This window comes from Nonomuraea sp. LPB2021202275-12-8, assembly GCF_037044575.1.
GTDB lineage: Bacteria > Actinomycetota > Actinomycetes > Streptosporangiales > Streptosporangiaceae > Nonomuraea.
This window is the reverse complement of the sequence record NZ_JBAHWD010000015.1, coordinates 74637-101559: the sequence shown is the minus strand read 5'-3', so window position 1 is coordinate 101559 and position 26923 is coordinate 74637. Positions and strand designations below refer to the sequence as shown.

The window sequence follows — 26923 nt, the reverse complement described above, 5'->3', positions numbered from 1 at the left end:
ATTCCCCCACTATGGGTCCCTACCTCCTCGGCCTGCGGCTTCACGGCCGCCGGGTGCTAGTCGTAGGCGGCGGACGCGTCGCCCAGCGGCGGGTGCCCGCGCTGCTCGAGGCAGGGGCGGAGGTGACCGTGGTCTCGCCGGGCGTCACCCCCGCTCTCGACGATCTGATAGCCGCCGGCCGGGTCACCTGGCAGGCCCGCCCCTACGAAGTGGGCGACTGCGACGGAGCCTGGCTCGTGCAGGCGTGCACGGACGACAGGTCCGTCAACACCGCGGTCGCCGCCGAGGCCGACGCCAAGCGGATCTGGTGCGTGCGCGCCGACGACAAGGACGCCTCCGCGGCCTGGACCCCCGCCTCCGGGCGGGTCGACGAGATCAGCGTGGCCGTCACCGCGGGCGGCGATCCGCGCAGGGCCGCGGGCATCCGCGACGCCGTGGTCGGCGCGCTGCGCGACGGCACCGTCGACGCCCGGCGCAACCGCACCAAACCCGTCGGCGTGGCCCTGGTCGGCGGCGGCCCCGGCGATCCCGGGCTGATCACCGTGCGCGGGCGGCAGCTTCTCGCGCAGGCCGACGTGGTGGTCGCCGACCGGCTCGCCCCCCGCGGGCTGCTCGACGAGCTCGCCCCCGACGTCGAGCTGATCGACGCCGCCAAGGTCCCCTACGGCAGGTCGCTCTCCCAGGAGGCGATCAACGACGTGCTCGTGGACCGAGCCAGGCAGGGCAAGTTCGTCGTCAGGCTCAAGGGCGGCGACCCGTTCGTGTTCGGCCGTGGCGGCGAAGAGATGATCGCCTGCGCTCGCGCGGGCATCCCCGTGCTGGTCGTGCCCGGCATCACCAGCGCCGTCGCGGTGCCCGCCGCGGCGGGCGTCCCGGTGACGCATCGAGGGGTGAGCCAGGACTTCCACGTCATCTCCGTGCATGTGGCACCGGATGATCCCCGATCCACCGTCGACTGGCCGGGGTTGGCCCGTTCCCGTGGCACCCTGGTGCTCATGATGGCCGTCGAGCGGCTGGCGAAGGTCGCCGAGGCACTCCTTCGAGACGGACGTCCGCCGGAGACTCCCGTAATGGTGGTGCAGGACGGTACCCTTCCGACCCAGCGGGCGGTAGTCGCCTCGCTTGCCACCGTGGCCGACCGCGTGTCCGCGGCTGGGATACGGCCACCGGCGATCGTCGTCGTCGGCGACGTCGTAAGGGTCGGCCAGGAGGTCGAGATGGTTCGAGCGGAGCGCTTGCCGTGAACACGGCCATGGATGACGAGCGTGGGGAGTCGCCGGGGGAGCAGACCCTGAGCTTCCGCGCCCTGACCGACCTGCCCCCGGACGAGGACACCGCGCAGGTGGACGAGACCGGCGACCAGCCTCCGGAGCCCGAGGCCGCGACGGACGAGCCCGAGTCAGAGCCGCCGCCCGAGGAGCCTCAGGCGGAGTCCGCCCCCGAAGAGTCCGAGGCCCCTGAGTCGGCCGAGCCGGAGGCCGCGCCCGAAGAGTCCGAGGCCCCTGAGGCGGCGGCTGAGTCGGCCGTGCCGGAGGCCGCGTCCGAGGAGCCTGAGGCGGAGCCGGCACCTGAGGAGCCTGAGGCGGGGGATGCCGAGCCCGAGGCCGCGGCCGGCGGGGTGCTGGAGGAGGAGCTGCCTCCGGAGGCCGCGGAGGCGCTCATGTCGGCCCTCGGCGCGCTTCGCGAGAGCGTGGCGGGGCTGCGCTTCGGCCTTGACCTGCCCGGCGCCGCCGAAGCCAAGCAGGAGTGCGCCGATCTGCTGGCCCAGCTCGAGGACTACGTGCTGCCGAGAGTGCGGCTGAAGACCGCGCCGGCGCTCATCGTGATCGCCGGCTCGACCGGCGCGGGCAAGTCCACGCTGGTCAACTCGCTCGCCGAGCGCAACGTCTCACGCACCGGCGTCCGGCGGCCCACCACCGGCGTGCCCGTCCTCATCTGCCACCCCGACGACGAGAAGTGGTTCGTCGAGGGGGAGCTGCTCGGCGGGCTGCGGCGGATCGACAAGCCCTCCTCGGCGGCGGGCATGCGCAGCCTCGTGGTGGTCCCCACGGAGAAGCTGCCGCAGGGCGTCGCCCTGCTCGACACCCCCGACATCGACTCGGTCGTCGAGGAGCACCACGAGATCGCGCATCGCATGCTCGACGCCGCCGACCTGTGGATCTTCGTCACCACCGCGGCCCGCTACGCCGACGCCCCCGCCTGGAACCTGCTGCGACTGGCCAAGGAGCGCGGCGCCAGGCTCGCCATCGTGCTGTCGCGGGTGCAGACCAAGGCGCGCGACGTGGTGCTGAAGCACTTCGTCCGGATGCTCACCGAATACGGCATGGGGGAGATCGACCGGTTCGTCATCAGCGAGTCGAAGGTCGCCGACGGCAGGCTGCCCGACAGCGAGGTGACCGACCTCCGGCTCTGGCTCGCCGAGCTCTCCGTGGACGAGGCGCGCCGCGCCCTCGCGGTCAAGGAGACGCTCAACGGTGTGCTCGACAGCTTCCGCACCCGCGTCCCGGCGCTGGCCCGCCACCTGGAGACGCAGGTCGCCGTCAGAGGCGAGCTCCGCAGCGACGTGGACGCCGCCTTCCTCGGCGCGCTGACCGAGATCGACAAGGCGTTCAGGAGCGGGGCGCTGGTCCACGGTGAGGTGCTGGCCCGCTGGCAGGACTTCTCCGGCTCCGGCGACCTCATGCGCTCGCTCCAGCTCCGCAAGCGCGGCGGGGCGGGCAAGCAGGACTCCGAGCGGATCATCGCGTTCCGGGCGGCGTTGCGTGCCGGTCTGGAGTCGGTGATCGTCGCCGCCGCCAACCGCGCCTGCGAGGAGGTCATCGCCCGCTGGCGGCACCGCGCCGAAGCGGGCGCCACCCTGGGCGAGGGGCTGGACCGGCCGTCCGACGAGCTCATGCGGCACGCCAGCCGCGCCATCGCCGCCTGGCAGGAGCACGTAACCGAGCTGGTGCGCACCGAAGGCGTGGCCAAGCGGTCGGTGTCCAAGCTGGTGTCGTTCGACCCCGACTCGCTGTCATTGATCTTCATGGTGGCGATGTTCAGCGGAGGCAGGGCCGAAGGAGTGCCGCACCGGCTGGTCAAGGCGCTCCTCGGCGCCGAGTCGCTGAGAGGCATCGGCGCCAAGGCGCTCAGCGATCTGAGGGCGAGGATCGGGATGCTGTTCGACGAGGAATCCATGCGTTACGTGCAAGCGCTCGACTCCGCCGGGATCCCCGACGAGTCCGCCGCGACCCGCCTCTACCAGGCGACGTACAACCTCGAGGTCGCACGATGACCGTAGTCACCGCCAGGCCGGGGCTCGCCCCGCGGCTGACCGCTCTCACCAAGGTCGTCGAGCTCGGCCCCGGGCGGCTCGACCAGAAACTGCTCTCCGATGCCGAAGGGCTGCTGCTGCTCGCCGGAGACCGGCTCAAGCTGTCGTCCGAGCACACGGTGGTCGCGCTGGCCGGCGGCACCGGCAGCGGCAAGTCGTCGCTCTTCAACGCCATCTCCGGGCTGGAGCTGTCGCCCACCGGCGTGCGCAGGCCCACCACCGCCCGCACGCACGCCTGCGTGTGGGGGCTCGAAGGCGCGGCGCCGCTGCTCGACTGGCTGCAGATCCAGTGGCGTCACCGTTTCGCCCGGGCCAGCGCGCTCGACAAGGGCGAGAGCCAGCTCCACGGGCTGATCCTGCTCGACCTGCCCGACCACGACTCGATCAGGGCGCTCACCGACACTGAGGCCGACCGGCTCATCGGCCTGGCGGACCTGGTGGTGTGGGTGCTCGACCCGCAGAAGTACGCCGACGCCTCCACCCACCGGCGCTACGTCACCGAGCTCGCCGGGCACGACGCGGTCACCGTGTTCGCACTCAACCAGGCCGACCGGCTCTCCGCCGAAGAGCTCGCCGAGCTGGTCATCGACCTCAACGACCTGCTCCGCCGCGAAGGCGTCGAGCACCCCAGCGTGGTGCCCACCTCGGCGGTCAGCGGCCGGGGCGTCGAAAGCCTCAAGAGCGTCATCGCCGGCGCCGTCTCCCGCCGCCGCGCCGCCATCCACAAGCTGGAGGCCGACCTCCACCGGCTGGAGCAGCGCCTGCGGAAGTCCATGCCGGTCGGCGAGGCGCTGAACGCGCCCGCCACGGTCGACGAGGCCCGCAGGATGGGGCTCACCGACGCGCTCTGCGACGCCGTCGGCGTCCCCGCCGTCGGCGAGGCCATGGAGAACGTGTACGCCGAACGGTCCAACCGCTGGGTCGGCTGGCCGTACCCGCGATGGGTCAACAGGTTCCGCCCCGATCCGATCAAGAGCCTGCGCCTCGAAGACGTCGGCGACGAGATCCGCGGCATCGCGACCGGCTCGGTGAGCGCGCAGTCGGCCGAGGTCACCAACGCCGTCCAGGCGCTCGCCGACGGGCTGTCCGTCGGGATGCATCCCGTCTGGCGCACGGCGGTGCATCAGGCGGCCCGCTCCCAGCTGTCGAAACTGCCGCAGACGCTCACCGAGAACCTCACCGAGGTGGCCCCGCGGCTCGACCGGGTGCCCGGATGGTGGCGGGTGCTCAAGGTGTGGCAGTACATCCTGGTGGCGGCGCTGGCCGTCGGCGTGGCCTGGCTGCTGGCCGGGCTGCTGCTGCCCGGCAGCTTGCCCGTGTCGCTGCAGTTGCTGGGTGACACCGCGGCGCTGCCCTGGGTGGGGCTGATGACGGTCTCCGTGCTGGGGCTCGGCGCTCTGTCGGGCATCGCGTCACGCAACTTCGTGGAGCTCGGGGCGTCCCGGGAGCGCGAGCGGCTGGAGCGGGAGATGCGGCGGCGGGTGGCCGGGATCGCCGAGAAGATGGTGGTGGAGCCGGTGGAGCGGGAGCTCGGCCGTCATCACGCCTTCTACACCGCCATGCGAGGGCTGTCGGGCTGAGCCCCGCATGCCGGCCTGAGCACGCACGGCTGTCGTGCGGGCCGTTCGGTCGGGTGTTGTCCACAGGAGTCCGCCCCGCGGGCGACACCATCCACAGAACCCCGTTCGGCGGCCCGCGAGGGCAGGCCGGCGAGGCACCGTATCCCCAGGTCGCGGGCGCCCGGCCCGCCGCATGGGAGGCAACGGGATGAACGACATCTACATCACACTCACCGGCAACGTCGCAGCGGAGCCCCGGCAGCACACCTTCGACGACGGAGCCAAGGTGACCTCGCTCAGGGTGCTCACCTCGCACCGCTACTTCGACAAGAAGACGGGGCAGTGGGTCGACGGGGAGCGGGTCTGCTTCGCGGTCCGCTGCTGGCGCGCCCTGGCCGACAACGTCGCGCACTCGGTCCGGGTCGGGCAGCCCGTCGTGGTCTCGGGCAAGCTGCGCATCCGCGAGTTCGGCCCGGAAGGCGACCGCCGGTTCATGCCGGAGGTGGAGGCCAGCGCCGTCGGCCACGACCTGCGCTGGGGCACGGGCACCTTCGCCAAGCCGGAGCGCGGCGGCGCGGCGGCCGCGGTGAGCAGGGAGATGCGCGAGCGCCTGGACGAGGAGACCCAGGACTGGGCCATGGGCACGGCCCGGGCGGGCGGCCGCAGAGGCGCGCTCGATCCGGTGCCGGACCTGCCGGCCGGAGAGCCCGGGGCGATCGACGGGCCGGTCTCCGAGAGCGCGACGGTCCGCATCCTCGGCGCCGACGACAACGAGAAGGCGAGCGAAGACGCCGAGTGGCCCGCGGAGGAGCGCGCCGCGGCGTAGGGGATCGGCCTCGCGGGCAGGCAGGGTGCCGGCGACGCACGCCTCAGGGCGCAGGCGTCGTCGGCAGAAGGGGAGGAGGGCGGAGGGGGCACCGGCCGGTGACGTGGCGCTCGAGGCGCTCAGGGGAGCGGCCGATGGGGTTGCCCGTCTCGACGGTCAGGGCATCTGTCAGGTCCAGGTTACGCCCCGCACCATGTGTGCTCCTTTCCGAACGGTCCGCTCGCGGAGTGAGCGGTGTCCCCTTTGTCCAACCACATGACGCATGTGGTCGTCCGCCCAACGTATCGTTTCCCATCGCACAACGCACACTCCGCAACTATTGTGTTACACAACGTTAGTCAGGGAGGAGACGGGATGGCGACGACCAGCCACGCCTCGGCCAAACCTCGCAACGGTGTGTCAACACTCGCCGGCCGCTGGCCGTTCCTGGGCCAGCGGCGCTCGCTCGTGGCGTACATCAGCGGCATCGTCCTGCTCGACCTCGCGGCGATCGTGCTGTTCGGGGTCTCCACCGAGGTGCGCTTGTCGGACGTGCTGACGTTCGCCGCCCTGATGAGCTGCGGCGCGGTCTGCATCGAGGCCACCAGGCGGCTCGGCATGCCCGCAGGCGTCTCGCGTGACCTGCTGTCGGCCTGGTGGCTGCCGGTGGCGTTGCTGCTGCCGCCCATCTACGCCCTGTTCGCGCCGATCGTGCTGCAGATGCTGCTGCAGCTGCGCGTCCGCGCGACGGTCCTGCACCGCAGGGTGCTGAGCGCGGCGGCCATCGGCCTGGCCGGCTGCGCGGCCTCCGTGACCTTCCACTGGCTGGTGCCCGCCCCCTGGATGCTGTCACGCGACAGCACGGTCCCGCTCATGTACGCGGTCGCCGCCGCCCTGATCTTCGCGCTCATCAACACGGCGCTCATCGCCATCGCGGCGCACACCGCCAATCCCGACTCTCGCTGGCGAGAGGTGCTGTGGGACAGGGAGAGCATCCTGCTGGACGTCGTGGAGCTGTGCCTCGGCGTCACGGTGGCGATCGGCTGCCATCTCAACCCTGCCCTCCTCGTGCTCGCCCTGCCTCCGGTCGTCCTGCTGCAGCGCAGCCTGCTGCACGCCCAGCTCCAGGCGGCGGCCCGCACCGACCCCAAGACCGGCCTGCTCAACGCCGCCGCCTGGCAGCGGGAGGCCGACACCGAGATCGTCCGCGCCAGGCGCACCGGCGAGACGCTCGCCCTGCTCATCATCGACATCGACCATTTCAAGCGCGTCAACGACGCTCATGGCCACCTCGTCGGCGACCAGGTCCTCATCGGCGTGGCCGGGACGCTCCGCAGCCAGCTCCGCGACTACGACGTGGTGGGCCGCTTCGGCGGCGAGGAGTTCGTCGTCCTGCTGCCCAAGGCGGACCTCCACGAGGCCCGCCGGATCGCCGAGCGCCTGCGCACCCGCATCGGCCGCATGGCCGTCCCCGCCGACGAGGTGCTGATCAACGTCACCGTCTCGGCCGGTGTCGCGCTCATCAATGTGCACGGTGAGGACCTGATCGAGCTCCTGGCCGCGGCCGACCTGGCCCTCTATCGGGCCAAGGAGCTCGGCAGAAACCGCGTCTGCATCCCGGTGGTCCCGTCACCGCCCCGCCTTTCGGGAGAGACCCCGGCCTGAGGCCCAGGCGCCCGAGCCTCAGGCGCCTGAGGCTCGGGCGCTTGAGGCTCGGGCGCCGGCCGCTCACCCGGGGGTCTCGCCGAGCGGCGGAAGCCCGGGTCGAGAGCCCCTAAGCTAGATGACATGCCGGAGTACATCTACACGCTGCAGCGCGTGCGCAAGGCGCATGGCGACAAGGTTGTCCTTGACGACGTCACGCTGTCGTTCCTGCCAGGAGCCAAGATCGGCGTCCTGGGCCCGAACGGCACCGGAAAGTCGACGCTGCTCCGGATGATGGCCGGCCTGGAGCATCCGTCCAATGGCGACGCCAAGCTGATGCCGGGGTTCACCGTGGGCATGCTCCAGCAGGAGCCGCCGCTCAACGAGGAGAAGACCGTCCTCGGCAACGTGCAGGAAGGCGTCGCCGAGACGATGGCGATGCTCCAGCGCTACAACGACATCGCCGAGCAGATGGCCACCGACTACAGCGACGAGTTGCTGGAAGAGATGGGCAAGCTGCAGGAGCAGCTCGAGCACCGCAACGCGTGGGACCTCGACAGCCAGCTCGAGCAGGCGATGGACGCGCTGCGCTGCCCGCCGCCCGACGCCGACGTGACCACGCTGTCCGGTGGCGAGCGCCGTCGCGTCGCGCTGTGCAAGCTGCTGCTGGAGGCCCCCGACCTGCTGCTGCTCGACGAGCCCACCAACCACCTCGACGCCGAGAGCGTGCAGTGGCTGGAGCAGCACCTGGAGAAGTACGCGGGCACCGTCCTGGCCGTCACCCACGACCGCTACTTCCTCGACAACGTCGCGACCTGGATCCTCGAGCTCGACCGCGGCCGCGCCTTCGCCTACGAGGGCAACTACTCCACCTACCTGGAGGCCAAGGCCGCCCGGCTCAGGGTCGAGGGTCAGAAGGACGTCAAGCGCAAGAAGCGGCTCGAGGACGAGCTGGAGTGGGTGCGGTCCAACCCGAAGGCCCGCCAGACCAAGAGCAAGGCCCGCCTCCAGCGCTACGAAGAGATGGCGGCCGAAGCCGACAAGTTCCGCAAGCTGGACTTCGAAGAGATCCAGATCCCGCCGGGCCCGCGCCTGGGCACCACCGTGATCACCGCCGACGGCCTGACCAAGGGCTTCGGCGACCGGCTGCTCATGGAGAACCTGACGCTCGACCTGCCGCGCAACGGCATCGTCGGCGTCATCGGCCCCAACGGCGTCGGCAAGACCACGCTGTTCCGCATGATCACAGGCGGCGAGACACCCGACAGCGGGTCGCTCGTCGTGGGCGACACGGTCAAGATCTCCTACGCCGACCAGAGCCGTGGCGGCATCGAGCCGAACAAGAACGTCTGGGAGGTCGTCTCCGACGGGCTCGACCACATCAAGGTCGGCCACGTGGAGATGCCGTCCCGCGCCTACATCGCCGCGTTCGGCTTCAAGGGGCCCGACCAGCAGAAGAAGGCCGGCGTCCTGTCGGGCGGCGAGCGCAACCGGCTCAACCTGGCGCTCACCCTCAAGCAGGGCGGCAACGTCCTGCTGCTGGACGAGCCCACCAACGACCTCGACACCGAGACGCTGTCGTCGCTGGAGAACGCCCTGCTCGACTTCCCCGGCTGCGCGGTCATCACCTCCCACGACCGGTGGTTCCTCGACCGCATCGCCACCCACATCCTGGCGTGGGAAGAGGGCTCCAACTGGTTCTGGTTCGAGGGCAACTTCGCCGACTACGAGAAGAACAAGATCGAGCGCCTGGGCGCCGACGCCGCCCGTCCCCACCGCGTCACCTACCGGCAGCTCCGCCGCGACTGAGCCGGCAACCTCTCACGATCCCGCCCGGCAGACCTTCACGGTCTGCCGGGCGGTTTCGCGTTTCGGCGTGGGTTGAGCAGGGGGCGTTGGTGCCTGCCTGTGCGTGCGCTGTTCGGAGGGGCAAGCGGTGTACGCCTCGGTGCGCGGCTTGAAGGCTGGGCAGGACGTTACGGGCCCTTCCGTGTGCGCTGCCCGCACGCCAGGCGTACGTTTCGGTGGCTGGTGCTGTGCCGGTCAGAGGGGGGTTTGCCTGGAGGTCCTCAGGTGGGGTGGCGGGCCCTTGGCGTGCCGTGGATGAGTTTGCTCGGGTGGGACCGGCGACGGATCGTAGGTCGCGCACTCGGCTTCGGTGGACGTTCGCGGAGCTGAGGGGTGCGGGCGCGGCCTGGGGTGTCTAGAATTTCATTCTAGGATTAAGTCGAAGGGAGTCCCGTGGATCTGGATCTGGACGGCATCGAGGTCGCCTTCGATCACACGGCCGTGGCCGCGCCCCGCATCAGGGACCTGCTGCCCATCTATCGTGACCTGCTCGGCGGCACGCATCTCGGGGGCGGTGGCGACAACCGGGCCGCCGGTTACCGCACCCTGCAGCTCAGCTATGCCAACGGCAACAAGGTCGAGCTGATGGAGCCGCTGGCTGGCTCCACCTTCTTCGACAGCTTCTTCGAGCTGACCCGCGGCAGGGGTGGCGTCCATCATCTGAACTTCCACGTGAGTGATCTCGACGCGGCCGTGGCCAGGCTGTCGGGGCGCGGCTATCGGCTGCACGGGCTCAACGTGGCCGACGAGCGGTGGCGGGAGGTGTTCCTGCACCCCAAGGAGGCGCATGGCGTGCTGATCCAGCTCGCCCAGCCCGGGCCGCGGGGTGACGAGCCGCGTCCGACGCTGGAGGAGGTGCTCGAAGGACGGGGCAGGCGCGGGAACGGGGTACCCAGCCCTTGAGGTTCGCCAGAACTAAAATCTAGAGTGGAGTTCTAAAAGCAAGCGGTTGGGAGAGCCGATGAAGGCGATACCGAAACCCACTCCGGAGACGCAGCCCTTCTGGGACGGCACGGCGGCGGGGGAGCTCAGGATCCAGCGCTGCCTGGACTGCGAGCGGCACTACTTCTACCCCCGGCCGAGCTGCCCGCACTGCGGCTCGGGCACCGTCGAGTGGGTGCGGGCCAGCGGGAGGGCCACCCTCTACTCGTACGTGATCAACCACCGTCCCGCTCCGGGATTCGAGGGAGAGGGGCCGTACGCGATCGCCGTCGTGGAGTTGGAGGAAGGGGTGCGGATGATGACGAACATCGTGGGCGTCGAGATCGTGCCCGAGAACCTCCCGCTCGACCTCGACCTCCGCGTCGTCTTCGAGCCGCGCGGCGAGATGCACGTCCCGATGTTCGAGCCGGTCGCGGCAGGCGGCGGTGCCCGATGAACATCGTGATCGCCGGCGCCGCCGAGACCGACGAGGTGGGGCGGCTGCCAGGGCACTCGACCCTGGGGCTTCACCTGGAGGCGGCGCGCAACGCGCTCGCGGACGCCGGGATGGGCAAGGACGACATCGACGGCATCGCCACCGTGGGCACGCCCGGCCCCATCCAGGTCGCCCACGCGCTGGGCATCACGCCTTCCTGGCTCGACGGGACGGGGGTCGGCGGATCGTCGTTCCTGTTCCACGTACGGCACGCGGCCGCGGCCATCCGGGCGGGGCTGTGCCGCACGGTGCTGATCACCCATGGGGAGTCGGGCCGCTCCCGGGTGGGGGCCGGACGGTTCGGGCTGTCGGCCGACTCGATGATCGGGCAGTTCGAGCTGCCGTACGGGGTCATGGGGCCGACCACGATGTTCACCCTGACGGCGCTGCGGTACATGAAGGAGACCGGGCTCACCCACGAGCAACTGGCCGAGGTGGCGGTGGCGCAGCGGCGGTGGGCGCACCTGAACCCGCGGGCGATGTACCGGGACCTGATCACCGTGGACGACGTGCTGGCCTCACGGCTCGTCGCCTACCCCTTCCACCTGCTGGAGTGCTGCCTGGTGACGGACGGGGGCGGCGCGCTGATCGTCACCTCGCAGGAGAGGTCGCGACGCGATCCGGTGCACCTGCTCGGCTCGGGCGAGGCCATGGACTCGCCGATGATCTCCCAGATGGAGGACTTCACCACGTCCAAGGGGTTCCGGCTGTCGGGGGAGGCCGCGTTCGCCGAGGCGGGGATCTCGCACGAGGACGTGGACCATGTGATGGTGTACGACGCGTTCGCGCACGTGCCGATCTACGGGCTGGAGGATCTCGGGTTCGTCAAGCGCGGCGAGGCGGGCGCGTTCATCGCCGAGGGGCACACCTCGCCCGGCGGCAGCCTCCCGCTGAACACGAACGGCGGCGGCCTGTCGTACACGCATACCGGGATGTACGGGATGTTCGCCATCCAGGAGGCCGTCCGGCAACTGCGCGGCGAGGCGGCGGCCCAGGTGCCGGACGTGGAGGTCAGCGTGGTGCTGGGCAACGGCGGCATGTTCTCCTCGGCCGCCACTCTGGTGCTGTCCAACCGGTTGCCGTGATCAGATGACGGGGCGGCCGGCGCCGGCCGCCCCGTTCGCGAACCTCAGGCGTCCCGGGAACGGGATCACTCGCCGATGGTGCCGAGACGCGCGTGCCCCTTGATCAGGTTTCGGGCGATCGTGCGCCGCTGGATCTCGTCGGTGCCCTCGAAGATGCGCAGCAGCCGCAGCTCCCGATACCACCGCTCGATCGGCAGCTCCTTGGTGTAGCCCATGCCGCCGTGGATCTGCAGCACCCGGTCCACGACCTGGTTGGCCATGACGGCGCCGTTCAGCTTGGCGATGGAGGAGGCGTGCCGCGCGTCCATGCCCTGCTGCACCTGCCAGGCCGCGTACAACGTCAGCCACTTGGCGGCCTCGATCTCCACCTGGGAGTCGGCGATCATCCACTGGATCGCCTGATACTCCGAGATCGCCTGTCCCATCGACTTGCGGATCTTGGCGTAGTCGACGGCCATGCCCAGCATGCGCTCGGCCGCTCCGATGGCCCTGGCGGGGATCATGTAGCGGCCCTGGCCGATCCACTGCATGGCCAGCTCGAAGCCCTTGCCGAGCTCACCGAGGATGTTCTCCTCGGGCACCCGGACGTCCTGGAAGACCAGCGACGCCGGCCCCCACTGGCCCATGGTGGGGATCGGCTCGGACTTCCAGCCCATGTCGCGGTCCACCAGGAAGCAGGTCACGCCGTACGGCTCGGTGACGGCGAAGACCATGACGAAGTCGGCCTCGCTGCCGCCGGTGATGAACGTCTTCTCGCCGCTGATGAGCCACTCGGAGCCGTCGCGTACGGCGCGGGTGCGGATGTTGCGCGCGTCGGAGCCCGCGCCCGGCTCGGTGATCGCGAAGCAGGAGCGGCGCTCGCCCTCGATGGTCGGGATCAGATAGCGGCGCTTCTGCTCCTCGGTGCCGGCGTAAAGGATGTTGTCGGCGCTGCCGCCGAAGGCGAACGGGACGAATGTCCTGCCCAGCTCCATGGCGATGATCGCCGACATGATCGGGCCCAGTGCGGCCCCGCCGTACTCCTCGGGGGTGTTGATGCCCCAGAAGCCCATCCTCCTGGCCTTCGCCCGCAGGTCGCGCGCGATCTCGGGGTCGAGCCCCGGGCGGCCGTCGCGCTCGTTGCGCAGCACCTCGGGCTCCAGCGGCATGACCTCCTTCTCGACGAAGGCGCGGACGGTGTCCCTGATCTGCCGTTCCTCGGTGCTGAGCGAGAAGTCCACAGCCGCCTCCAGTTTCTAGAACAAGCCTCTAGGATGAGGTTCCAGTGCCAGCGGTCTCGCTGTCAAGAATATGATTCTAGAATTTGTTCGGGCTACGATGTTCCCATGGCACGCAAGTCCTCGTGGGAGTGGAGCCGGACGGCGCAGACCCGTCAGAGCATGCTCCAGGCGGCGCGGGAGGTGTTCGGCGAGCACGGTTTCGCCGAGGCCAACGTCGCCGACGTGGTGGCCCGCGCCGGGTCCAGCGTCGGCAGCCTCTACCACCATTTCGGCGGCAAGACCGAGCTGTTCCTCGCGCTGTACGAGGACCACCAGGCCGCCCATGAGGAGGCGTCGGCCTCCAGCGTGGCCCGGGCCAAGCAGTCGGGGGTCGGCGACCCGGTCGAGCTGCTCATCGCCGGAGCCCGCGCCTACCTCGACGGCGCGTGGGAGCGGCGCGACCTGGTCAGGCTGTTCATCGACGGAGACGGGCCGCCCGGCTTCGAGCTGATCCGCCGCACCCGGGGCAGGGAGTGGGTGCGCCAGAACGCCGTGCTGCTCGGCGCGGGCGGCGACCCGCTCGACCGGTTCACCGTCGCGGTGCTGACCAGCATCATCGGTGAGGCCGCCCGCGAGGTCGCCACCAGCGACACCGAGGAAGAGGCGCGGGAGGTCGCCGAGGCGGCGATGACGCTGATCCGCCGCCTCGACCCGCTCACCGTGCGGGACTGATCTGCGCCCTGCCCCGGTCGATGACCACGGTCCCGTCGTCCTTGGCGGTCCTGAAGAGCACGGCCGAGCCGTCCACCCAGATCGAGACCGTCAGCGGCTCGCCGGGGAGGACCGGGCTGCTGAACCTGCCCGACATCGACCGGAAGCGGGCCGGATCCGAGCCCGCCACCGCGTGCAGCAACGCCCGCCCGGTGACCCCGTAGGTGCACAGGCCGTGCAGGATCGGGCGGGCGAACCCGGCGCGCGCGGCGAACTCCGGGTCGGAGTGCAGCGGGTTGTAGTCGCCGGAGAGCCGGTAGACGAGAGCCTGCTCCGGCCTGGTCGGGTAGGTCACCTTGTGGTCGGGCGCCCGGTCGGGCGCCGCCCATTCCTCACGCGGTCCCCGGTCGCCGCCGAAGCCGCCCTCGCCCCTGATGAAGACGGCGCTGCGGCTGGTGATGACGGGCTCGCCCGACCCGGGGTCGACGGCCCGGGCCTCTGTGGTGACCAGCGCGCCGGAGCCCTTGTCGTAGATCCCGGTCACCTTCGACGTGGTCCGCACGCCGCCCGCGGGCGGCAGCTCGCGGTGCAGCTCGAAGGCCTGCTCGGCGTGGACCAGCATGGCCGGGTCGAAGTCGCCGATCCGCCGCCCCGGCGCCTGGGCCGCCAGCACCGCGAAGGTGGGCAGCACCCGCTGGCCCTTCTCCGTGGCGAACTCCAGCTCGTCCAGGCTCGCGCCGACGCCGAGCGCGTAGAGCATGGTGTCCTTGGCGCTCCAGGTCCGCTCGTGGGGCGGGCTCTCGACACCGATGATCGTGTGGTCGAGCGGCATGTCAGCCCTCCCGTCCGGGGATCTTGCCGTTGGTCAGCGCGTTGGGCGCGGCCTTGTCGACCAGGGCGGGGATGACAGAGCCGAGCTCCGTGGGGTCCCACCGGCCGCCCTTGTCCACGCCCGGGCCCGCGTGCCAGCCCTCGGCCACGCTGATCACCCCGGCCCGGACGTTGAACACCCGTCCGGTGATCGCCCGCGCCTCCGCGCTGGCCAGCCAGACCACCAGCGGCGCGATGTCGTCGGGGTCGGCGGCGGCGCCGCTGGGGATGAGGCCCTCGGTCATGCGGGTGAGCGCGGCGGGGGCGATCGCGTTCACGGTGATGCCGTATCTTTCCAGCTCCTTGGCCGCGATGACGGTCAGCCCCGCGATGCCGGCCTTGGCCGCGCCGTAGTTGCCCTGACCCGGATTGCCGTAGATGCCGGAGGACGAGGTGGTGTTGATGATGCGGGCGTCCACCGGCTCGCCCGCCTTGGCCCTGCCGCGCCAGTAGGCCGCCGCGTGCCGCAGCGGGGCGAACGTGCCGCGCAGGTGCACCCGGATGACCGCGTCCCACTCCTCGGCCGTCATGTTGACCAGCATCCGGTCGCGCAGGATGCCGGCGTTGTTGACCAGCACGTGCAGGTCGCCGAAGCGGTCGACGGCCGCCTTGACCAGCCTGGCCGCGCCGTCGAAGTCGGAGACGTCCTCGCCGTTGACGATCGCCTCCCCGCCCAGCGCCTCGATCTCCTCGACGACCTCAGCCGCGGCCTCCGACGAACCGGTGCCGTCGACCGCCGCGCCGAGGTCGTTGACCACCACCTTCGCGCCCTGCTTGGCGAACTCGAGCGCGTGGCCCCGCCCGATGCCCCTGGCCGCGCCCGTGACGATCACCACGCGGCCTTCGACGATCCCGCTCATCTGGTACCTCGATCCTTGACAGACGATGCGAACAAAATTCTAGTAACGAAATCTAGAAATGGTAGGCCCAGGAAGGCCGGAGCGGAGCAAGGCATGACGGACCGGTACGGTTGCCCCCGTGGTTCAACACTCCCTCGCACAACGTCACGTCTTCCCTCGCATGGTGAGATTCGCGGACATCGACTCACAAGGGCATGTGAACAACGTCCGCTTCTTTGACTACCTCGAAGACGCCCGCCTGGGAATGCTGCACGTCGATCCCTACAAGGCCGGCGACGCGCCGTTCAAGGGGCTGGTGGTGGCCCGGCACGAGATCGACTACAGGCGACCGCTCGGGTTCCGGGCCGAGCCCGTCCGCGTGGAGACGTGGGTGACGGAGCTCAGGCCGGTGCGGTTCACGCTGCAGTACGAGATCCGCGACGACGAGGAGCTGTACGTGACGGCCAAGTCGGTGCTCGTGGCCTACGACGTGGAGCGGGCGGCTCCGCGCAGGCTGGCGGCGGGCGAGCTGTCGTACCTCAGACGCTTCGTCTGCGACTGAGCCCAGCGAACTGCCTCGATCATGAAAAATCGTGACATGAGGCGCTGGGTGATGCTGGCGCTCGGCGTCAACGCGCATGCCGGTGTCACCCTGGGACTGTCCGGCCTGCCCCTCGTCATCCCCGACCTCCAGCGGCACTTCGGCGTGTCCCTGCCGGTCGCCGGGATCATCGGCAACGCGCCCGGCATCGGCATCCTGTTCGCACTCGTGGCCTGGGGCGCCCTGGCCGACAGGCACGGCGAGCGCCTCGTGCTCGGCCTCGGCGTCGGCCTGGCCGCCGTGCTATTCGCCGTGGTGGCGTTCGTCGACCAGATCTGGGCGGTGATCGTGCTGCTCGCCCTCGCCGGGGCCGCGGGCTGCGCCGCGCTGGTCGGCGGCGGCCGCATCGTGCTGCGCTGGTTCCTGCCGCCGGAGCGCGGGGTCGCCATGGGGGTGCGCCAGGTCTCCTACACGCTCGGCATGGCCGCGGCCGCCTTCGTCCTGCCGCCCGTCTCGCGCGCCCACGGCATCTCCGGCGTGCTGGTCGTGTGCGCGGGGACGTGTCTGCTCGCCGCCGTGCTGGCCGCCGCCTTCCTGGCCGAACCGCCGCACACCGCCACCCGGTCCCGCGACGCTCCCACCGTCTCGCCCTACAGGCAGCCGGCGCTGTGGCGGGTGCACGCCACCAGCGCGCTGCACGTGGTGCCGCAGATCGTCGTCGGCACGTACGGCGTGGCCTGCCTGGTCGGCGTCTACGGCTGGGACGGCGTCGAGGCCGGGCGGCTCTTCGGCTTCGCGGCCCTCGGCGGGGCGGCCATCCGTGTCGCCGTGGGCCGCTGGTCCGACGTGACAGGCCTGCGGATGGCGCCCTTACGGCTGCTCACCCTGGCCGCGCTCGGCGTGCTGGCCCTGCTGGTGGTGGGCACCTTCACCCGATCCTGGCTGGGCGCCGCCATGCTGGCGCTGGCCTCGCTGATCACCGTGGCCGGCAACGGGCTGGCCTACCTCGCGGCAGGCGAACTCGCCGGCCCGGCCGCGGCGGGCCGGGTGCTCGGCACCCACAACACCGTCCAGAACGTGGTGGCCCTGGCGGTGGCGCCGCTGGCCGGGCTGCTGATCACCGGCTCCGGCTACTGGGCCGCGTTCGCGGCGGGACTGGTCTGCGCGCTGCTCTCGCTGCCCGTCATCCCCGTCCGCGGCGAGCGCGGCCGGCGGGCTACGTGACCTCGCGGTGCAGCCAGACCGCGTGGTCGGGCGGCAGGCTCCGGCCGTCGAGCGGGCCGCTGGCCATCAGCACCCTGTCGTGCGCCGGCAGCGGCACGGGACCGGTGCCGCAATTGAGCGCGCAGATCAGCGAGCCGCGGGCGAAGAACAGCGTGTCCTCGGGGGAGTCCAGCCACTTCAGGTCGTACGGGACGGTCCGCGTCAGCTCGCCGCGGCAGGCCAGGGCGCGCCGGTAGAACTCCAGCGTGGAGCCGGGATCACCGGCCTGCCTGTCCGCGCTGAGTTCCGCGAACGACTCCGGCTGCGGCAGCCAGGGCCGCACCCCCGGGGGCGAGAACCCGTAGGAGGAGCCGGCGGGGGACCAGGGCAACGGGACCCGGCAGCCGTCACGGCCGGGCAGCTCGCCCTTCGACTGGATGAACACCGGATCCTGTCGAGCCTCCGGGGGAAGGTCTTCTATCTGAGGTAGGCCAAGTTCCTCCCCCTGGTAGAGATATGCCGACCCGGGCAATGCGAGCATGGTGAGCAATGCCGCTTTTGCCCGCGAAAGTCCGGTTCCGGGATCGGCGGTGTCATAACGGGTGCGGTGCCGTACGACATCGTGGTTGGACAGCACCCAGGTGGCGAACGAGACCGTCGTCAGCGTGTCGTCGATCACCTTCCTGAACGCGGTCGCCGACCAGGGCGCCTGCAGCCAGGCGAAGTTGAAGCTCTGGTGCAGCTCGTCCTTCCGCACGTAGCGTGCCAGGTCCTCCGGGCTGTCGGTCCACACCTCGCCGACCGCCATCCGCTCACCCGGATAGCCGTCGAGGAGCCTGCGCCAGTCGCGGTAGACGTCGTGCACCTCCGGCTGGCCCCACACCGGCGAGGCCGCCTTGAAGGACTGGTCCTTGACGTCGGGCAGTCCCTCGGCCTTGAACAACCCCATCGCCACGTCGATGCGGAACCCGTCGACCCCCTTGTCCAGCCAGAACCGGAGGATGTCCAGGAACTCCTCGCTCACCTCGGGGTTGCGCCAGTTGAAGTCCGGCTGGCCGGGGGCGAACAGGTGCAGATACCACGACCCGTCGGGCAGCTTCGTCCACGCCGGGCCGCTGAACGTGGACTGCCAGTTGTTCGGCCTGTCGCGGAAGATGTAGCGGTCGCGGCCCTCGCCCCGCAGCGCGGCCTGGAACCACGGATGCGCGGAGGAGCTGTGGTTGGGCACGATGTCCACGATCACCCTCAGGCCGAGCGCGTGCGCGTCGGCCACCAGCGCGTCGAAGTCGGCCAGCGTCCCGAACAGCGGATCGACGTCGCGGTAGTCCGCCACGTCGTAACCGCCGTCGGCCATGGGGGAGGTGTAGAAGGGCGTCAGCCAGACGGCGTCGACACCCAGCCTCTTCAGGTACGGCAGGCGCTCGCGGACCCCCGCCAGATCGCCGACGCCATCTCCCGAGGCGTCGGCGAAGCTGCGTACGTAGATCTCATAGACGACGGCATCACGCCACCAGGGGATATCCATGTGGCGACTCATGCCCGTTATGTCGGCGAGTTCACCAGGCTCTGCGCGGCGTAGACGAGATAGTCCCAGAGCCTCGTCGCCTGCTCTTCAGGCAGCTCCAGCGACTCGACGGCGTCGTGCATGTGCTTGAGCCAGGCGTCGCGCTCGGCCTCGCCGATCACGAACGGCACGTGCCGCATCCGCAACCTGGGGTGACCGCGCTGCTGGCTGTAGGTATTGGGACCGCCCCAATACTGGATCAGGAAACCGCGCAGCCGCTCCTCGGCCCCGGTGAGGTCCTCCTCGGGGTAGAGCGGGCGCAGCAGCGGGTCGTCGGCCACCCCTTCGTAGAAACGGTGCACGAGACGGTGGAACGTCTCCTCGCCCCCGACGGCATCGTAGAAGGAGGTCTCAGTCACGACCCAAGCCTATGCGCTGGGCACCATGGCGATGCCCGCGGTGTCCAGCGCCGACTTCACCCGCAGCCGCAGCTCGCGCGCCACCCGCGGCTGCTGGGAGGGCAGCGTCCTGGCCGACAGGCGGAAGACCAGCGTGCTGTCGGAGAGCTGCTCCACCCCGTACACCTCGGGCTGCTCCACGATCATCTTCTCGCTGAACTCGGGGTCGGCCCAGATCTCCTCGGCCACCTGCTCCAGCACCAGTCGCACGGCGGTGATGTCGCTGGAGTAGGCGACCGGCACGTCCATGTAGGCGCGCGACCAGCCCTGCGACTCGTTGCCGACCCTGGTTATGGTGCCGTTGCGGATGTACCAGACGCGGCCGTCGGCGTCACGCAGCCGGGTGACGCGCAGGGTGACCGCCTCGACGGTGCCGATCGCGGCGCCCGTGTCGATCACGTCGCCCACGCCGTACTGGTCCTCCATCAGCATGAACATGCCGGCGATGAAGTCCTTGACCAGCTCCTGTGAGCCGAAGCCGACGGCGACACCGAGGATGCCGACGCTGGTGAGCAGGGGGGCGATCGGGATCGTCAGGCGGTCGAGCACGGTCAGCAGGGTCGTGCCGATGATGACGATGGTGGCGATGTGCTTGAGCACCGATCCCATCGTCTCGGCCCGCTGCTTGCGGCGCTCGTGCAGCAGGGCGTCGATGCCGTCGGGCGCCCCGCCCCTGCGGAAACGGGTGGTCAGCGGGCCGGTGGCGGCGCGGGAGACGACCCGGGTGATCAGGCGGTGCACGATGTTGCGGATCAAAAAGCCGATCACCAGGATCAGGATGATCGTGATCGCGCTGGCCACGAGCGGAGCCCAGGCCGCGCCCTGGAACATGTTGGCCAGCGCCGAGCAGAGGAGGGTGTCCTGCTTGCACATCTCCGCCATCTGACTGCTCACCGCGTCAATACTAGGCAGTTCGGCGGGCGGCGGTGTCTTATCGGGCGACGGCGGCGAGGCCAGCAGGAACACGGACGAAGTCTCCTCATGCAAAAGCGGTTCGGTCGGCGGCATTGGGGCGTATCGCCCCAAAAGATACCGCCGACCGAACCGGCCGCCGTCACATCACGCCGGGGAAGACGGGGTCGTCAGACTCCTGGGCCGCGGAGGGCAGAGCCTGACGCTCCGATGACGGACGGCTCGGACGGGACACGCACCCGGAAGCATGTCCCGTGCCGTTTGCGGGGAGGGGGTCCCCGAGGGCTCCGCGGGCGAACCCGGGGAGCGGGGCAAGGTGTACGGGCTCGGCCGTACGAGACTCGTCTGGTGACTCTCTGTAAGTGCCGGAGGCGGCGGGATGGCCAGGGCCCCTGCGAGCAGGAGACCCTCCGCACCGGCCACCCCGCCGGCTCCGTGAAGCCGCCGTGGGTGCGGTGAGCCGTGGTGGCTGCGCTCCACCAGGATCACCGCGTCGTCACTCTCCCACCGCGGCAAGTACGCGAGCGACCTTGGTCGCCGCACCAGCCGGGTCGTCGACCGTGTGCATCCGCTCCCCCCAGGACCAGCAGTACCACCAGTCCGGGAGCTCGGAGACCTTGGTCGGCCGACAGGTGACGTTCTCGGACAGGCTCGTCGCGTTCGGGTTGATCACCCGGACGAACAGCCGGCCGCTCTGGGTCCGGACCACTCGCGCGAGCAACCCGCGGGCGTCGAGCTCCGACACCAGACGCTCCAGATGCCCGAAGTTGTCGTCCCCCACCTTTCGTCCCTCCCTAGGAATCGTTGCTGGTGGGCCAAAGATGACTCAAGTCGGCGGTGGGCGCAATGAGCCCCCCATGCTCACAGGGAGTCGCCTTGTCACTCATGGGATGTAAGAAACAGTCCGCCGGAGGACGATCCTTATCCGTAAGCTTCAAGAAGGCGTTTTCAACCTGTCATGAATGGTCCATAGTCATGGTTAGGCGGACTGCAACCTGGACGCTACGCAGAGTGACTAGGTTGTAAGCCGGTCAGGACACATGTGTGAGAGGGGCCGGGATGTCCGGCAGGCAGCACAGGGAAACGGAGATGGCGCGGCGGATCAGAGCCAAGGGGCTCGCCACCGGCCGCTCCTCTGCGCAGATCGCGGACGAGATCCACGAGGCGTGCGCACCTCAGTTCGGCACGACCAGGATCAAGGGGCACCGCCTCGCTCACGGGATCGCGCTCGCCGATGTCATCGAGCAGGTCAGAGCCCTGTTCGAGCGTGACGCCAAGCCCCAGCCGGGCATCGGCGAGACGCTGCTGTCGGCCTATGAGAGCGGGCTCAAGCGGCCCGGCCCCGAATACCTGCACTACCTGTGCACCGTCTACCGCGTGGAGCCCGCCGCCCTGGGCTACGACGGGCCGTGCATCTGCGGGCACGGCCACCGGATGCCGGGAGTGGTCGGCGGGGAGGCGCCGGGCCTGCACGGAGCGGCCCTGGCCACCCCGCCCGACCTGATGGCGCCGTCGCCGCACCCGGATCAGAACTCGGAGAGCGAGGAGGATGAGAACATCCTCCGGCGCACCCTTTTAGCGCTTCTGTCCAGCAATCCGAACGTGGCCAAGCTCGACGGCCCCGTGCTCGGCGCCTGCGAAGGCATCAGGAGGCGGATGGACCACACGCTCGTGTCGGCCACCGTCTCTCCCGCCATGCTCGACCAGTGGGAGGAGGCGACGCTCAGCTTCGGGCGTCAATACACCACCACGGCCCCGCTCAGACTGGTGTGCGACGTGCTGCTGGAGTTGAGCGCGGTGCGCAACGCCATGTCCCGGCGTCAGCCCATCGACCTGCAGGAAAGGTTGTGCCGGATGGCCGCTCAGCTCTCCGGGCTGAGCGGCATGATCATGATAAATCTGGGTGACCACCGGCTCGCCCGCTCGTTCTTCCGCACCGGGCGCACCGCCGCCGACGAGACCGGCGACCGGGCCCTGCGGGCCTGGGTCACGGCCCGAGAGGCGCTCGTGCCCCTCTACTACGGTGACGCCCGCGAGGCGCTCAACCTGGCGAAGAAGAGCCGCGACCTGGCCGGCCAGACGCCGTGCGCCGCTCAGGCCATGGCGCCGGTCGTCGAGGCTCGCGCGCTCGCCATGCTGTCGGGCACCGAGAGCAAGAAGGAGGTCGTCGACCAGGCCAAACGGGCGCTTGCCCGGGCCCGCAACGCGTTCTCCCACATGAAGGCCAACGACCAGGAAGATGTGGCCTTCGGCTACACCGAGAAGCAGCTCTACTTCTACCAGGGCGACGTGCTGACCAAGCTCGGCCAGACCCTGGAGGCCGAGGTGGTGCTCGACCAGGCCCTGGACAAATACCAGGACCACATCTTCGACCAGACGCTCATCAGACTGGACCGCGCCCAGTGCCGGCTGATCGAGGGCGACCTCGACGACGCGCTCCAGAGCGCCACAGAGGCGCTGCGCATGCTCGGCCCCGAATACCGCACCGACTTCATCATGCGCCCGGCTCTCGCGCTCGAGCAGGCCGTCATGGCGCGCGACGCCAAGCATCCGAAGCTGCCCGCCTATCAGGAGCAACTCCGCTCGCCGCAGCTGGCCCTGGGCGAAGGGAATGGCGGTGCATGAACCTGAGGATTCGCCGCTATCGCTGGTCTGACCTCGACACCATCCTCGCGCTGCACCAGATCTGCCTCGCGGAGGTGGGTCTGGTGCCCGGCGACGGCGTCTACTACGACGACGACTTCCCCCGCATCCAGGAGCTCTACCTGGCCTGCGGCGGCGACTTCCTGGTCGGCGAGGTGAGCTCGCGGGTCGTGGCCATGGGCGGGCTGAAACCCGTCGACACGCAGACGGCCGAGGTGTGCCGGCTGCGCGTCCACCCGCACCACCAGCGGCGCGGGTTCGGCGCCGCCATGCTGTCCGCCCTGGAGGCCCGGGCGGTCGAGCTGGGCTTCCACAGCGTGCGTGGCGACACCACGCTCAACCAGGGGGCGGCGCTGGCCCTCTACGAGCGTCACGGATGGCGGGAGATCTCGCGCAGCCAGGTGGGGGGCCTCACGGTCGTCTACGGCGAGAAGCGCCTGGCCCCAGCGGCCCACTGAGCACCCCCGGGAGCCCCGCGTACGCGGGGCTCCTCTGCGTGTGTCCGCAGGCGGCAGGGGTGACGGCCGGCGGGAAGCGCCGAGCGGGGCCGCGACAGGCGGGCGGCAGCGGCTCGGGAGGGATGAGGGTAAGGATGTCCGGGTCTACGAGTGAGGCTCTTCACTCCGGGTGGTAGAGGAACATCACCACCTGCGCACCGTACTCCAACGGTTGCGAATCGTAGTGGCATGCTTCCTGGCATGGCAGTCGTGCCCGCTCCCCGGCCCCTGACGGGAGTTGTGCTTCTGTTGTTCGTCAGCGCCGCATGGGGGTCGGCCTTCCCGCTGATGAAAGATCTCATCCTCCGGTTACCAGTGGAGGATCTGCTCGCCGAGCGCTACACCATCGCGGCCCTGACGCTGCTTCTGATCCGGCCTGGCTGCCTGCGGGGGCTGTCACGGGGGATGTGGATCAACGGGCTCATCCTGGGGGTCATGTTCGGGGTGGGGCAGGCCGCGCAGGCTGTCGCGCTGGACAGCCTGCCGGCGCCGGTCTCCGGGTTCGCGGTCGGGACCAGCGTGGTGATGACGCCCATCATGGCGCTGGTCCTGTTCCAGGTGCGGGTGCCCGGCCGGGTGTGGGGCGGGGTCCTGCTGGCGCTGGCCGGCATGACCGTGTTCACGCTGCTGCGCGGGGTGGAGGACAACGCCTTCTCGATGCTCGCGCTCGGGGTGACGCTCTCCGCGGCGGCCCTCTACTCGGGGCACACGCTGCTGCTCGCGCGGATGTCGCGCAAGAGCGAGGGGTTCAACGCCTACGCGCTGACCGTCATCCAGCTCGGCGCCATCGGCTTGCTGACCGGCGTGCTGGCCGTGCATGACGGGATCACCCTGCCGGCCAGCGGGCCCGACTGGGCGGTGCTCGCCCACCTGTCCGTCGTGTCGTGCGCGCTGGGCTTCCTGGCCCGCGCGTACGCCCAGATGCACGTGCGGGCCGTGCCCAGTGCGGTGCTCATGTCCACGCAGCCGTTCTGGGTGGCCGCGATCGCGGTGATCTGGTTCGGCGAGCAGGTGGGATGGAGCATGCTGGTCGGCGGCGGGCTGATGGCGGCGGCGATGCTGCTCGCCGTGCCGTCCAGGACTGAGGCGCTCGACGAGCCCGATCCGCGGCGCAGGCAGCTGCTGGTCGTGTCACGCCGGGCCTCCCACGTGCTCGGCGAGCTGAAGATCAAGCGCGAGGACCCGCTGAAGCTGAGCGGCCCCGTGGCGCCCGTGATCCCCAAGACCTCCTGTGCGCCCACCGAGGGCTGCCCCTGGAACGCGCATTCGGTCAAGGGGTCCAGGGAACCCAGTCTCGAGCGGCTGATCGAGCGCGCGTCCCACATCGTGCGCGCCAAGAACACTTCGCCTCCAGACTGGTGCCAGTCGATGACTCTGCTCGGCCGCTGCTTGTGCGACCTGATGGGCGAGTCCGAGAAGACAAGATCGGCGGCGAGATTGCCCTGCTGGTTTCGGTCTCAATAGGCCACATATCACCATGAAATATCAAGCGCTTCTTATTGATTAACATCTCACTTATTTACCGTTAATCTTGATAATCGCTGGAGTGTCCGAATAATGGATAATTAACACCAGTGGAGAGGCGCGCCCATGAAACGCATCGCTGTCCGCAAACCCGGCACCGCGAGGCTCGGCGGGACTTCCAGCGTCATTCACAAGGGGTGATCGAGGGAAGGTCCCACATCAGGGCTCAGGGCGGTCCGCCCGCCCGATCCGGGGACGCGCGGCCGTTGATGCCCATGATCGACGGGCACCGGCGGCCGCGAGGTCCTTACACGGTCGGGGCGGCCTTGGTGGGACACCTCGTGCCCGCGGTTCTGGAACGTTCCGCACATCTGGTCGCGGCCTACGACATCGAGATCCGGGCCGTGGCGCCCGAGCTCGGTGACCTCGTGCCGGCCAGGCGGATGACCGTCGAGGCGGATCTGACCGACGACGAGCGCATCCTGGTGCCCGCGCCTCGCCGCACGCTCCGGCTGGCCAACGGGATCGCGGAGTTCGTCCGCGCCGCAGTGCCGCCGGGCCACACGCTCGCCGTCTGCAACGGAGCCCAGGCCGACCCGACGGACACCGAGCTGCTCGACGTGCTGATGCGCAGGATCCCGGCGTCCGTGCTGGCGATCACCGTCTACTCCGGCGGCCCGGAGCCGCCCCCCGACTCGCGTGACGCGGGCGAGCTGTGGAGGATCGTGGACCGGAGCGTACGAGAGGGGTTCCTGGACACGGTGGCCGAGCTCGGCGAGCGGGGGCTGGCGCTGAGTGAGCCGGGCGGGGAGCCGTGGTGGCGCTTCGCCCAGCGCACCGCCACCGCGCTCGGCGGGCTGGGACGCCAGGAGGAGGCCCGCGCCGTCTGGGAGCAGGCGCGCAGGTGCAGCCAGGACCCCGCCGTGCACGCGGCCAGCGCGTACGGCCTGGCCATGCTCGACGCCCGCCACCCCGACGCCGCGCAGCGCGACCTCGGCCGTGCCAGGGCCTGGATCAACGGGGCCATCGCCATCTCCACCCTGCTGTCCGAGCCCGCGCAGCGGGCGTTCAAGCTCGGCTTCGACCGCAACGGACTCGCGCTGATCGAGCTGCGGCAGGGCCACCTCGGCCAGGCCCTGGCTCTGGTGGAGTCGGCCGTCGAGCTGGCCGGGAAGCTGGGTGAGCGGCATCCGCTGCACCGCATGGTGCTGCTGGCCAACCGCGCGCAGCTGCTGGCCGCCATGGGGCGTGCGAAGGAGTCCCTGGAGGACTGGGCGGCGGCGATCGCGATCGACCCCATGTTCCCCGACTACTACGTGGACCGCGGGAACCTGCTGTTCAAGCTCGGGCGGCACAAGGAGGCGCTGGCCGACTACGAGAGCGCGCTGCGGGTCGGCCCGCCGCTGCCGGAGGCCTACTACAACCGCGCCGAGCTGCGGATCGGCCAGGACGACGTGGACGGCGCACTGACCGATCTGGACCGGGTCATCGACCTCGACCCCTCCTACGTGGACGCCTACATCAACAGGGCGGGTCTGCTCGCCACACTCGAACGCGACGACGACGCCAGAGCCGACGCCACGACCGGGCTGGCCCTGTCGCCCGGCAACCCTCATCTCCTCACCGTGCTCGGCCAGCTGGAGACGGCGGCCGGTCGCTTTCCCGAGGCCAGGCAGGCGCTGGACCTGGCCGTCGACCTCGCCCCCCGCCTGGCCTCCGCCTGGGGCAACCGGGGGGTGCTCCGCTACGCCTGCGGCGATCTGGAGGGGGCGATCACGGACCTGACGCGGGCGGTCGCGCTGGCGCCGCAGCGCGACCTCTACAGCAACCGCGCCGTCGCCCTGCGCGCCCTCGGACGCACGGCCGAGGCCGAGGAGGACGACGTGCGCGCCGCGGGGTTCGCCTGAGGCATCATGGCCCCATGGCTGGGCGGTTGGGGCGTTGCGCGGGCGTGTACACGGCACTCGGCCTGTTGTGGTGGGCCACTGTCCACGTGCTCTGGAGGGCGATGGCCTGCGGAGACTGGGCCTGCCTCGCCCCGAGCACCGCGACGCTCGTCCTGGTCACGGTCGCCGTCCTCGCCGGCGCCGCGTGGGCGCTCGACCGCGTGGGCGTGGGTCCGGCGCGGCGGGTGGCGGCGGTGGCCGCGGGAATGCTGCTGATCCTCAGGCTCGCCGGCGAGGCGCTCCCGTCCTGGCCCGCCACCTGGGCGCACGCGGCGACGGCCGGCGTCGCCTTCGGGGTGGCGGGCGCCTTCGCGGCGCTCGCCACCGCCCCCGGCCTGGCCGGGAAGTGGAGGCTGGCGACGACCCTGGGCGCTCTCGCCCTGATACCGATCGCCCCGACGGTCATCTGGATCCGGGCGCCTCATTGACACCCGCCGTGCGGCGAGGGATCGTTCCGTATACGGA

Annotated in this window: 24 protein-coding genes; 17 read left to right on the top strand and 7 right to left on the bottom strand. The window is 70.4% G+C overall.

Translation table 11 applies throughout. The annotated features are described in order from the left end of the window. Positions 1 to 11 precede the first annotated feature (11 nt). The 9 genes from cobA (at position 12) to V5E28_RS26205 (ending at position 11671) form a co-directional block, all read left to right on the top strand. Positions 12 to 1244 carry a uroporphyrinogen-III C-methyltransferase gene (gene cobA / locus V5E28_RS26245; RefSeq protein WP_336210071.1) on the top strand — a complete coding sequence of 411 codons (1233 nt, stop codon included), beginning with the start codon at positions 12 to 14 and terminating at the stop codon, positions 1242 to 1244. An 8-nt stretch (positions 1245 to 1252) separates the two neighbouring features. Then, the gene (locus V5E28_RS26240) at positions 1253 to 3274 is read left to right on the top strand and encodes a dynamin family protein (RefSeq protein WP_336210068.1); all 2022 of its coding nucleotides are present in this window, start codon (positions 1253 to 1255) and stop codon (positions 3272 to 3274) included. Continuing rightward, positions 3271 to 4893, top strand: coding sequence for a GTP-binding protein (locus tag V5E28_RS26235; RefSeq protein WP_336210066.1), 1623 nt, complete (start codon positions 3271 to 3273; stop codon positions 4891 to 4893). Before V5E28_RS26240 ends, V5E28_RS26235 begins: the two co-directional genes overlap by 4 nt. A gap of 187 nt (positions 4894 to 5080) precedes the next feature. Beyond that, positions 5081 to 5698: a single-stranded DNA-binding protein gene (locus tag V5E28_RS26230; RefSeq protein WP_336210064.1), complete on the top strand. Its 618-nt coding sequence runs from the start codon at positions 5081 to 5083 to the stop codon at positions 5696 to 5698. 354 nt (positions 5699 to 6052) lie between these two features. After that, positions 6053 to 7342, top strand: coding sequence for a GGDEF domain-containing protein (locus V5E28_RS26225; protein ID WP_336210061.1), 1290 nt, complete (start codon positions 6053 to 6055; stop codon positions 7340 to 7342). Between the two features lie 123 nt (positions 7343 to 7465). Beyond that, positions 7466 to 9130, top strand: a complete 1665-nt coding sequence (gene ettA / locus V5E28_RS26220) for an energy-dependent translational throttle protein EttA (protein ID WP_336210060.1) — start codon at positions 7466 to 7468, stop codon at positions 9128 to 9130. A 432-nt stretch (positions 9131 to 9562) separates the two neighbouring features. After that, complete coding sequence (locus V5E28_RS26215) at positions 9563 to 10072, top strand: VOC family protein (protein ID WP_336210058.1); 510 nt, start codon at positions 9563 to 9565, stop codon at positions 10070 to 10072. A gap of 58 nt (positions 10073 to 10130) precedes the next feature. Further along, entirely contained in the window at positions 10131 to 10547 is a 417-nt protein-coding gene (locus V5E28_RS26210) for a Zn-ribbon domain-containing OB-fold protein (RefSeq protein WP_336210053.1), read from the top strand. After that, positions 10544 to 11671 (top strand): thiolase C-terminal domain-containing protein, encoded by a 1128-nt coding sequence (locus V5E28_RS26205; protein WP_336210050.1) that lies wholly within the window; start codon positions 10544 to 10546, stop codon positions 11669 to 11671. The genes V5E28_RS26210 and V5E28_RS26205 overlap by 4 nt, the downstream gene beginning before the upstream one ends. 65 nt (positions 11672 to 11736) lie before the next feature. On the opposite strand, the gene V5E28_RS26200 is transcribed toward V5E28_RS26205, so the two are convergent. Then, positions 11737 to 12891 (bottom strand): acyl-CoA dehydrogenase family protein, encoded by a 1155-nt coding sequence (locus V5E28_RS26200; RefSeq protein ID WP_336210048.1) that lies wholly within the window; start codon positions 12889 to 12891, stop codon positions 11737 to 11739. Between the two features lie 105 nt (positions 12892 to 12996). Here V5E28_RS26200 and V5E28_RS26195 point away from each other — a divergent pair, with 105 nt between their 5' ends. Further along, positions 12997 to 13602, top strand: coding sequence for a TetR/AcrR family transcriptional regulator (locus V5E28_RS26195; RefSeq protein ID WP_336210045.1), 606 nt, complete (start codon positions 12997 to 12999; stop codon positions 13600 to 13602). On the opposite strand, the gene V5E28_RS26190 is transcribed toward V5E28_RS26195, so the two are convergent. Together V5E28_RS26190 and V5E28_RS26185 are read right to left on the bottom strand one after the other, a co-directional pair. After that, complete coding sequence (locus V5E28_RS26190) at positions 13586 to 14413, bottom strand: MaoC/PaaZ C-terminal domain-containing protein (RefSeq protein WP_336210043.1); 828 nt, start codon at positions 14411 to 14413, stop codon at positions 13586 to 13588. The genes V5E28_RS26195 and V5E28_RS26190 overlap by 17 nt on opposite strands. 1 nt (position 14414) lies before the next feature. Then, a complete protein-coding gene (locus tag V5E28_RS26185) occupies positions 14415 to 15311 on the bottom strand; it encodes an SDR family oxidoreductase (RefSeq protein ID WP_336210040.1) in 897 nt (298 codons plus the stop codon). Between the two features lie 160 nt (positions 15312 to 15471). Between V5E28_RS26185 and V5E28_RS26180 the strand changes: the two genes are divergently transcribed. Beyond that, entirely contained in the window at positions 15472 to 15852 is a 381-nt protein-coding gene (locus tag V5E28_RS26180) for an acyl-CoA thioesterase (RefSeq protein WP_336210038.1), read from the top strand. A 36-nt stretch (positions 15853 to 15888) separates the two neighbouring features. Further along, complete coding sequence (locus V5E28_RS26175; protein ID WP_336210036.1) at positions 15889 to 17055, top strand: MFS transporter; 1167 nt, start codon at positions 15889 to 15891, stop codon at positions 17053 to 17055. Here the strand turns inward: V5E28_RS26175 and V5E28_RS26170 are convergent. The 4 genes from V5E28_RS26170 to V5E28_RS26155 all read right to left on the bottom strand — a co-directional run bounded on the left by V5E28_RS26170 (position 17048) and on the right by V5E28_RS26155 (position 20689). Further along, on the bottom strand, positions 17048 to 18559 hold the full coding sequence (locus V5E28_RS26170) for a glycoside hydrolase family 13 protein (RefSeq protein WP_336210034.1): 1512 nt from the start codon (positions 18557 to 18559) through the stop codon (positions 17048 to 17050). The genes V5E28_RS26175 and V5E28_RS26170 overlap by 8 nt on opposite strands. A 17-nt stretch (positions 18560 to 18576) precedes the next feature. After that, the gene (locus V5E28_RS26165; protein WP_336210031.1) at positions 18577 to 18957 is read right to left on the bottom strand and encodes a globin; all 381 of its coding nucleotides are present in this window, start codon (positions 18955 to 18957) and stop codon (positions 18577 to 18579) included. 9 nt (positions 18958 to 18966) lie between these two features. Next, positions 18967 to 19890, bottom strand: a complete 924-nt coding sequence (locus V5E28_RS26160) for a mechanosensitive ion channel family protein (RefSeq protein WP_336210028.1) — start codon at positions 19888 to 19890, stop codon at positions 18967 to 18969. A gap of 514 nt (positions 19891 to 20404) precedes the next feature. Continuing rightward, complete coding sequence (locus V5E28_RS26155; RefSeq protein WP_336210025.1) at positions 20405 to 20689, bottom strand: hypothetical protein; 285 nt, start codon at positions 20687 to 20689, stop codon at positions 20405 to 20407. 278 nt (positions 20690 to 20967) lie between these two features. Here V5E28_RS26155 and V5E28_RS26150 point away from each other — a divergent pair, with 278 nt between their 5' ends. The 5 genes from V5E28_RS26150 to V5E28_RS26130 all read left to right on the top strand — a co-directional run bounded on the left by V5E28_RS26150 (position 20968) and on the right by V5E28_RS26130 (position 26886). After that, positions 20968 to 22533 (top strand): XRE family transcriptional regulator, encoded by a 1566-nt coding sequence (locus V5E28_RS26150; protein WP_442945868.1) that lies wholly within the window; start codon positions 20968 to 20970, stop codon positions 22531 to 22533. Beyond that, positions 22530 to 23009 (top strand): GNAT family N-acetyltransferase, encoded by a 480-nt coding sequence (locus tag V5E28_RS26145; protein ID WP_336210021.1) that lies wholly within the window; start codon positions 22530 to 22532, stop codon positions 23007 to 23009. Before V5E28_RS26150 ends, V5E28_RS26145 begins: the two co-directional genes overlap by 4 nt. A gap of 240 nt (positions 23010 to 23249) precedes the next feature. Further along, positions 23250 to 24512 carry a DMT family transporter gene (locus tag V5E28_RS26140; RefSeq protein WP_336210020.1) on the top strand — a complete coding sequence of 421 codons (1263 nt, stop codon included), beginning with the start codon at positions 23250 to 23252 and terminating at the stop codon, positions 24510 to 24512. 341 nt (positions 24513 to 24853) lie between these two features. Continuing rightward, the gene (locus V5E28_RS26135) at positions 24854 to 26419 is read left to right on the top strand and encodes a tetratricopeptide repeat protein (RefSeq protein WP_336210018.1); all 1566 of its coding nucleotides are present in this window, start codon (positions 24854 to 24856) and stop codon (positions 26417 to 26419) included. 14 nt (positions 26420 to 26433) lie between these two features. Next, positions 26434 to 26886 carry a hypothetical protein gene (locus V5E28_RS26130; RefSeq protein WP_336210017.1) on the top strand — a complete coding sequence of 151 codons (453 nt, stop codon included), beginning with the start codon at positions 26434 to 26436 and terminating at the stop codon, positions 26884 to 26886. The last annotated feature ends 37 nt before the right edge of the window (positions 26887 to 26923 follow it).

Coding starts and splice junctions, on each gene's coding strand:
- cobA (WP_336210071.1), top strand. CDS start 12: ATGGGTCCCTACCTCCTCGGCCTGCGGCTTCACGGCCGCCGGGTGCTA.
- V5E28_RS26240 (WP_336210068.1), top strand. CDS start 1,253: ATGGATGACGAGCGTGGGGAGTCGCCGGGGGAGCAGACCCTGAGCTTC.
- V5E28_RS26235 (WP_336210066.1), top strand. CDS start 3,271: ATGACCGTAGTCACCGCCAGGCCGGGGCTCGCCCCGCGGCTGACCGCT.
- V5E28_RS26230 (WP_336210064.1), top strand. CDS start 5,081: ATGAACGACATCTACATCACACTCACCGGCAACGTCGCAGCGGAGCCC.
- V5E28_RS26225 (WP_336210061.1), top strand. CDS start 6,053: ATGGCGACGACCAGCCACGCCTCGGCCAAACCTCGCAACGGTGTGTCA.
- ettA (WP_336210060.1), top strand. CDS start 7,466: ATGCCGGAGTACATCTACACGCTGCAGCGCGTGCGCAAGGCGCATGGC.
- V5E28_RS26210 (WP_336210053.1), top strand. CDS start 10,131: ATGAAGGCGATACCGAAACCCACTCCGGAGACGCAGCCCTTCTGGGAC.
- V5E28_RS26205 (WP_336210050.1), top strand. CDS start 10,544: ATGAACATCGTGATCGCCGGCGCCGCCGAGACCGACGAGGTGGGGCGG.
- V5E28_RS26195 (WP_336210045.1), top strand. CDS start 12,997: ATGGCACGCAAGTCCTCGTGGGAGTGGAGCCGGACGGCGCAGACCCGT.
- V5E28_RS26190 (WP_336210043.1), bottom strand. CDS start 14,413: ATGCCGCTCGACCACACGATCATCGGTGTCGAGAGCCCGCCCCACGAG.
- V5E28_RS26185 (WP_336210040.1), bottom strand. CDS start 15,311: ATGAGCGGGATCGTCGAAGGCCGCGTGGTGATCGTCACGGGCGCGGCC.
- V5E28_RS26180 (WP_336210038.1), top strand. CDS start 15,472: ATGGTGAGATTCGCGGACATCGACTCACAAGGGCATGTGAACAACGTC.
- V5E28_RS26175 (WP_336210036.1), top strand. CDS start 15,889: ATGAGGCGCTGGGTGATGCTGGCGCTCGGCGTCAACGCGCATGCCGGT.
- V5E28_RS26170 (WP_336210034.1), bottom strand. CDS start 18,559: ATGGATATCCCCTGGTGGCGTGATGCCGTCGTCTATGAGATCTACGTA.
- V5E28_RS26150 (WP_442945868.1), top strand. CDS start 20,968: ATGTCCGGCAGGCAGCACAGGGAAACGGAGATGGCGCGGCGGATCAGA.
- V5E28_RS26145 (WP_336210021.1), top strand. CDS start 22,530: ATGAACCTGAGGATTCGCCGCTATCGCTGGTCTGACCTCGACACCATC.
- V5E28_RS26140 (WP_336210020.1), top strand. CDS start 23,250: ATGGCAGTCGTGCCCGCTCCCCGGCCCCTGACGGGAGTTGTGCTTCTG.
- V5E28_RS26130 (WP_336210017.1), top strand. CDS start 26,434: ATGGCTGGGCGGTTGGGGCGTTGCGCGGGCGTGTACACGGCACTCGGC.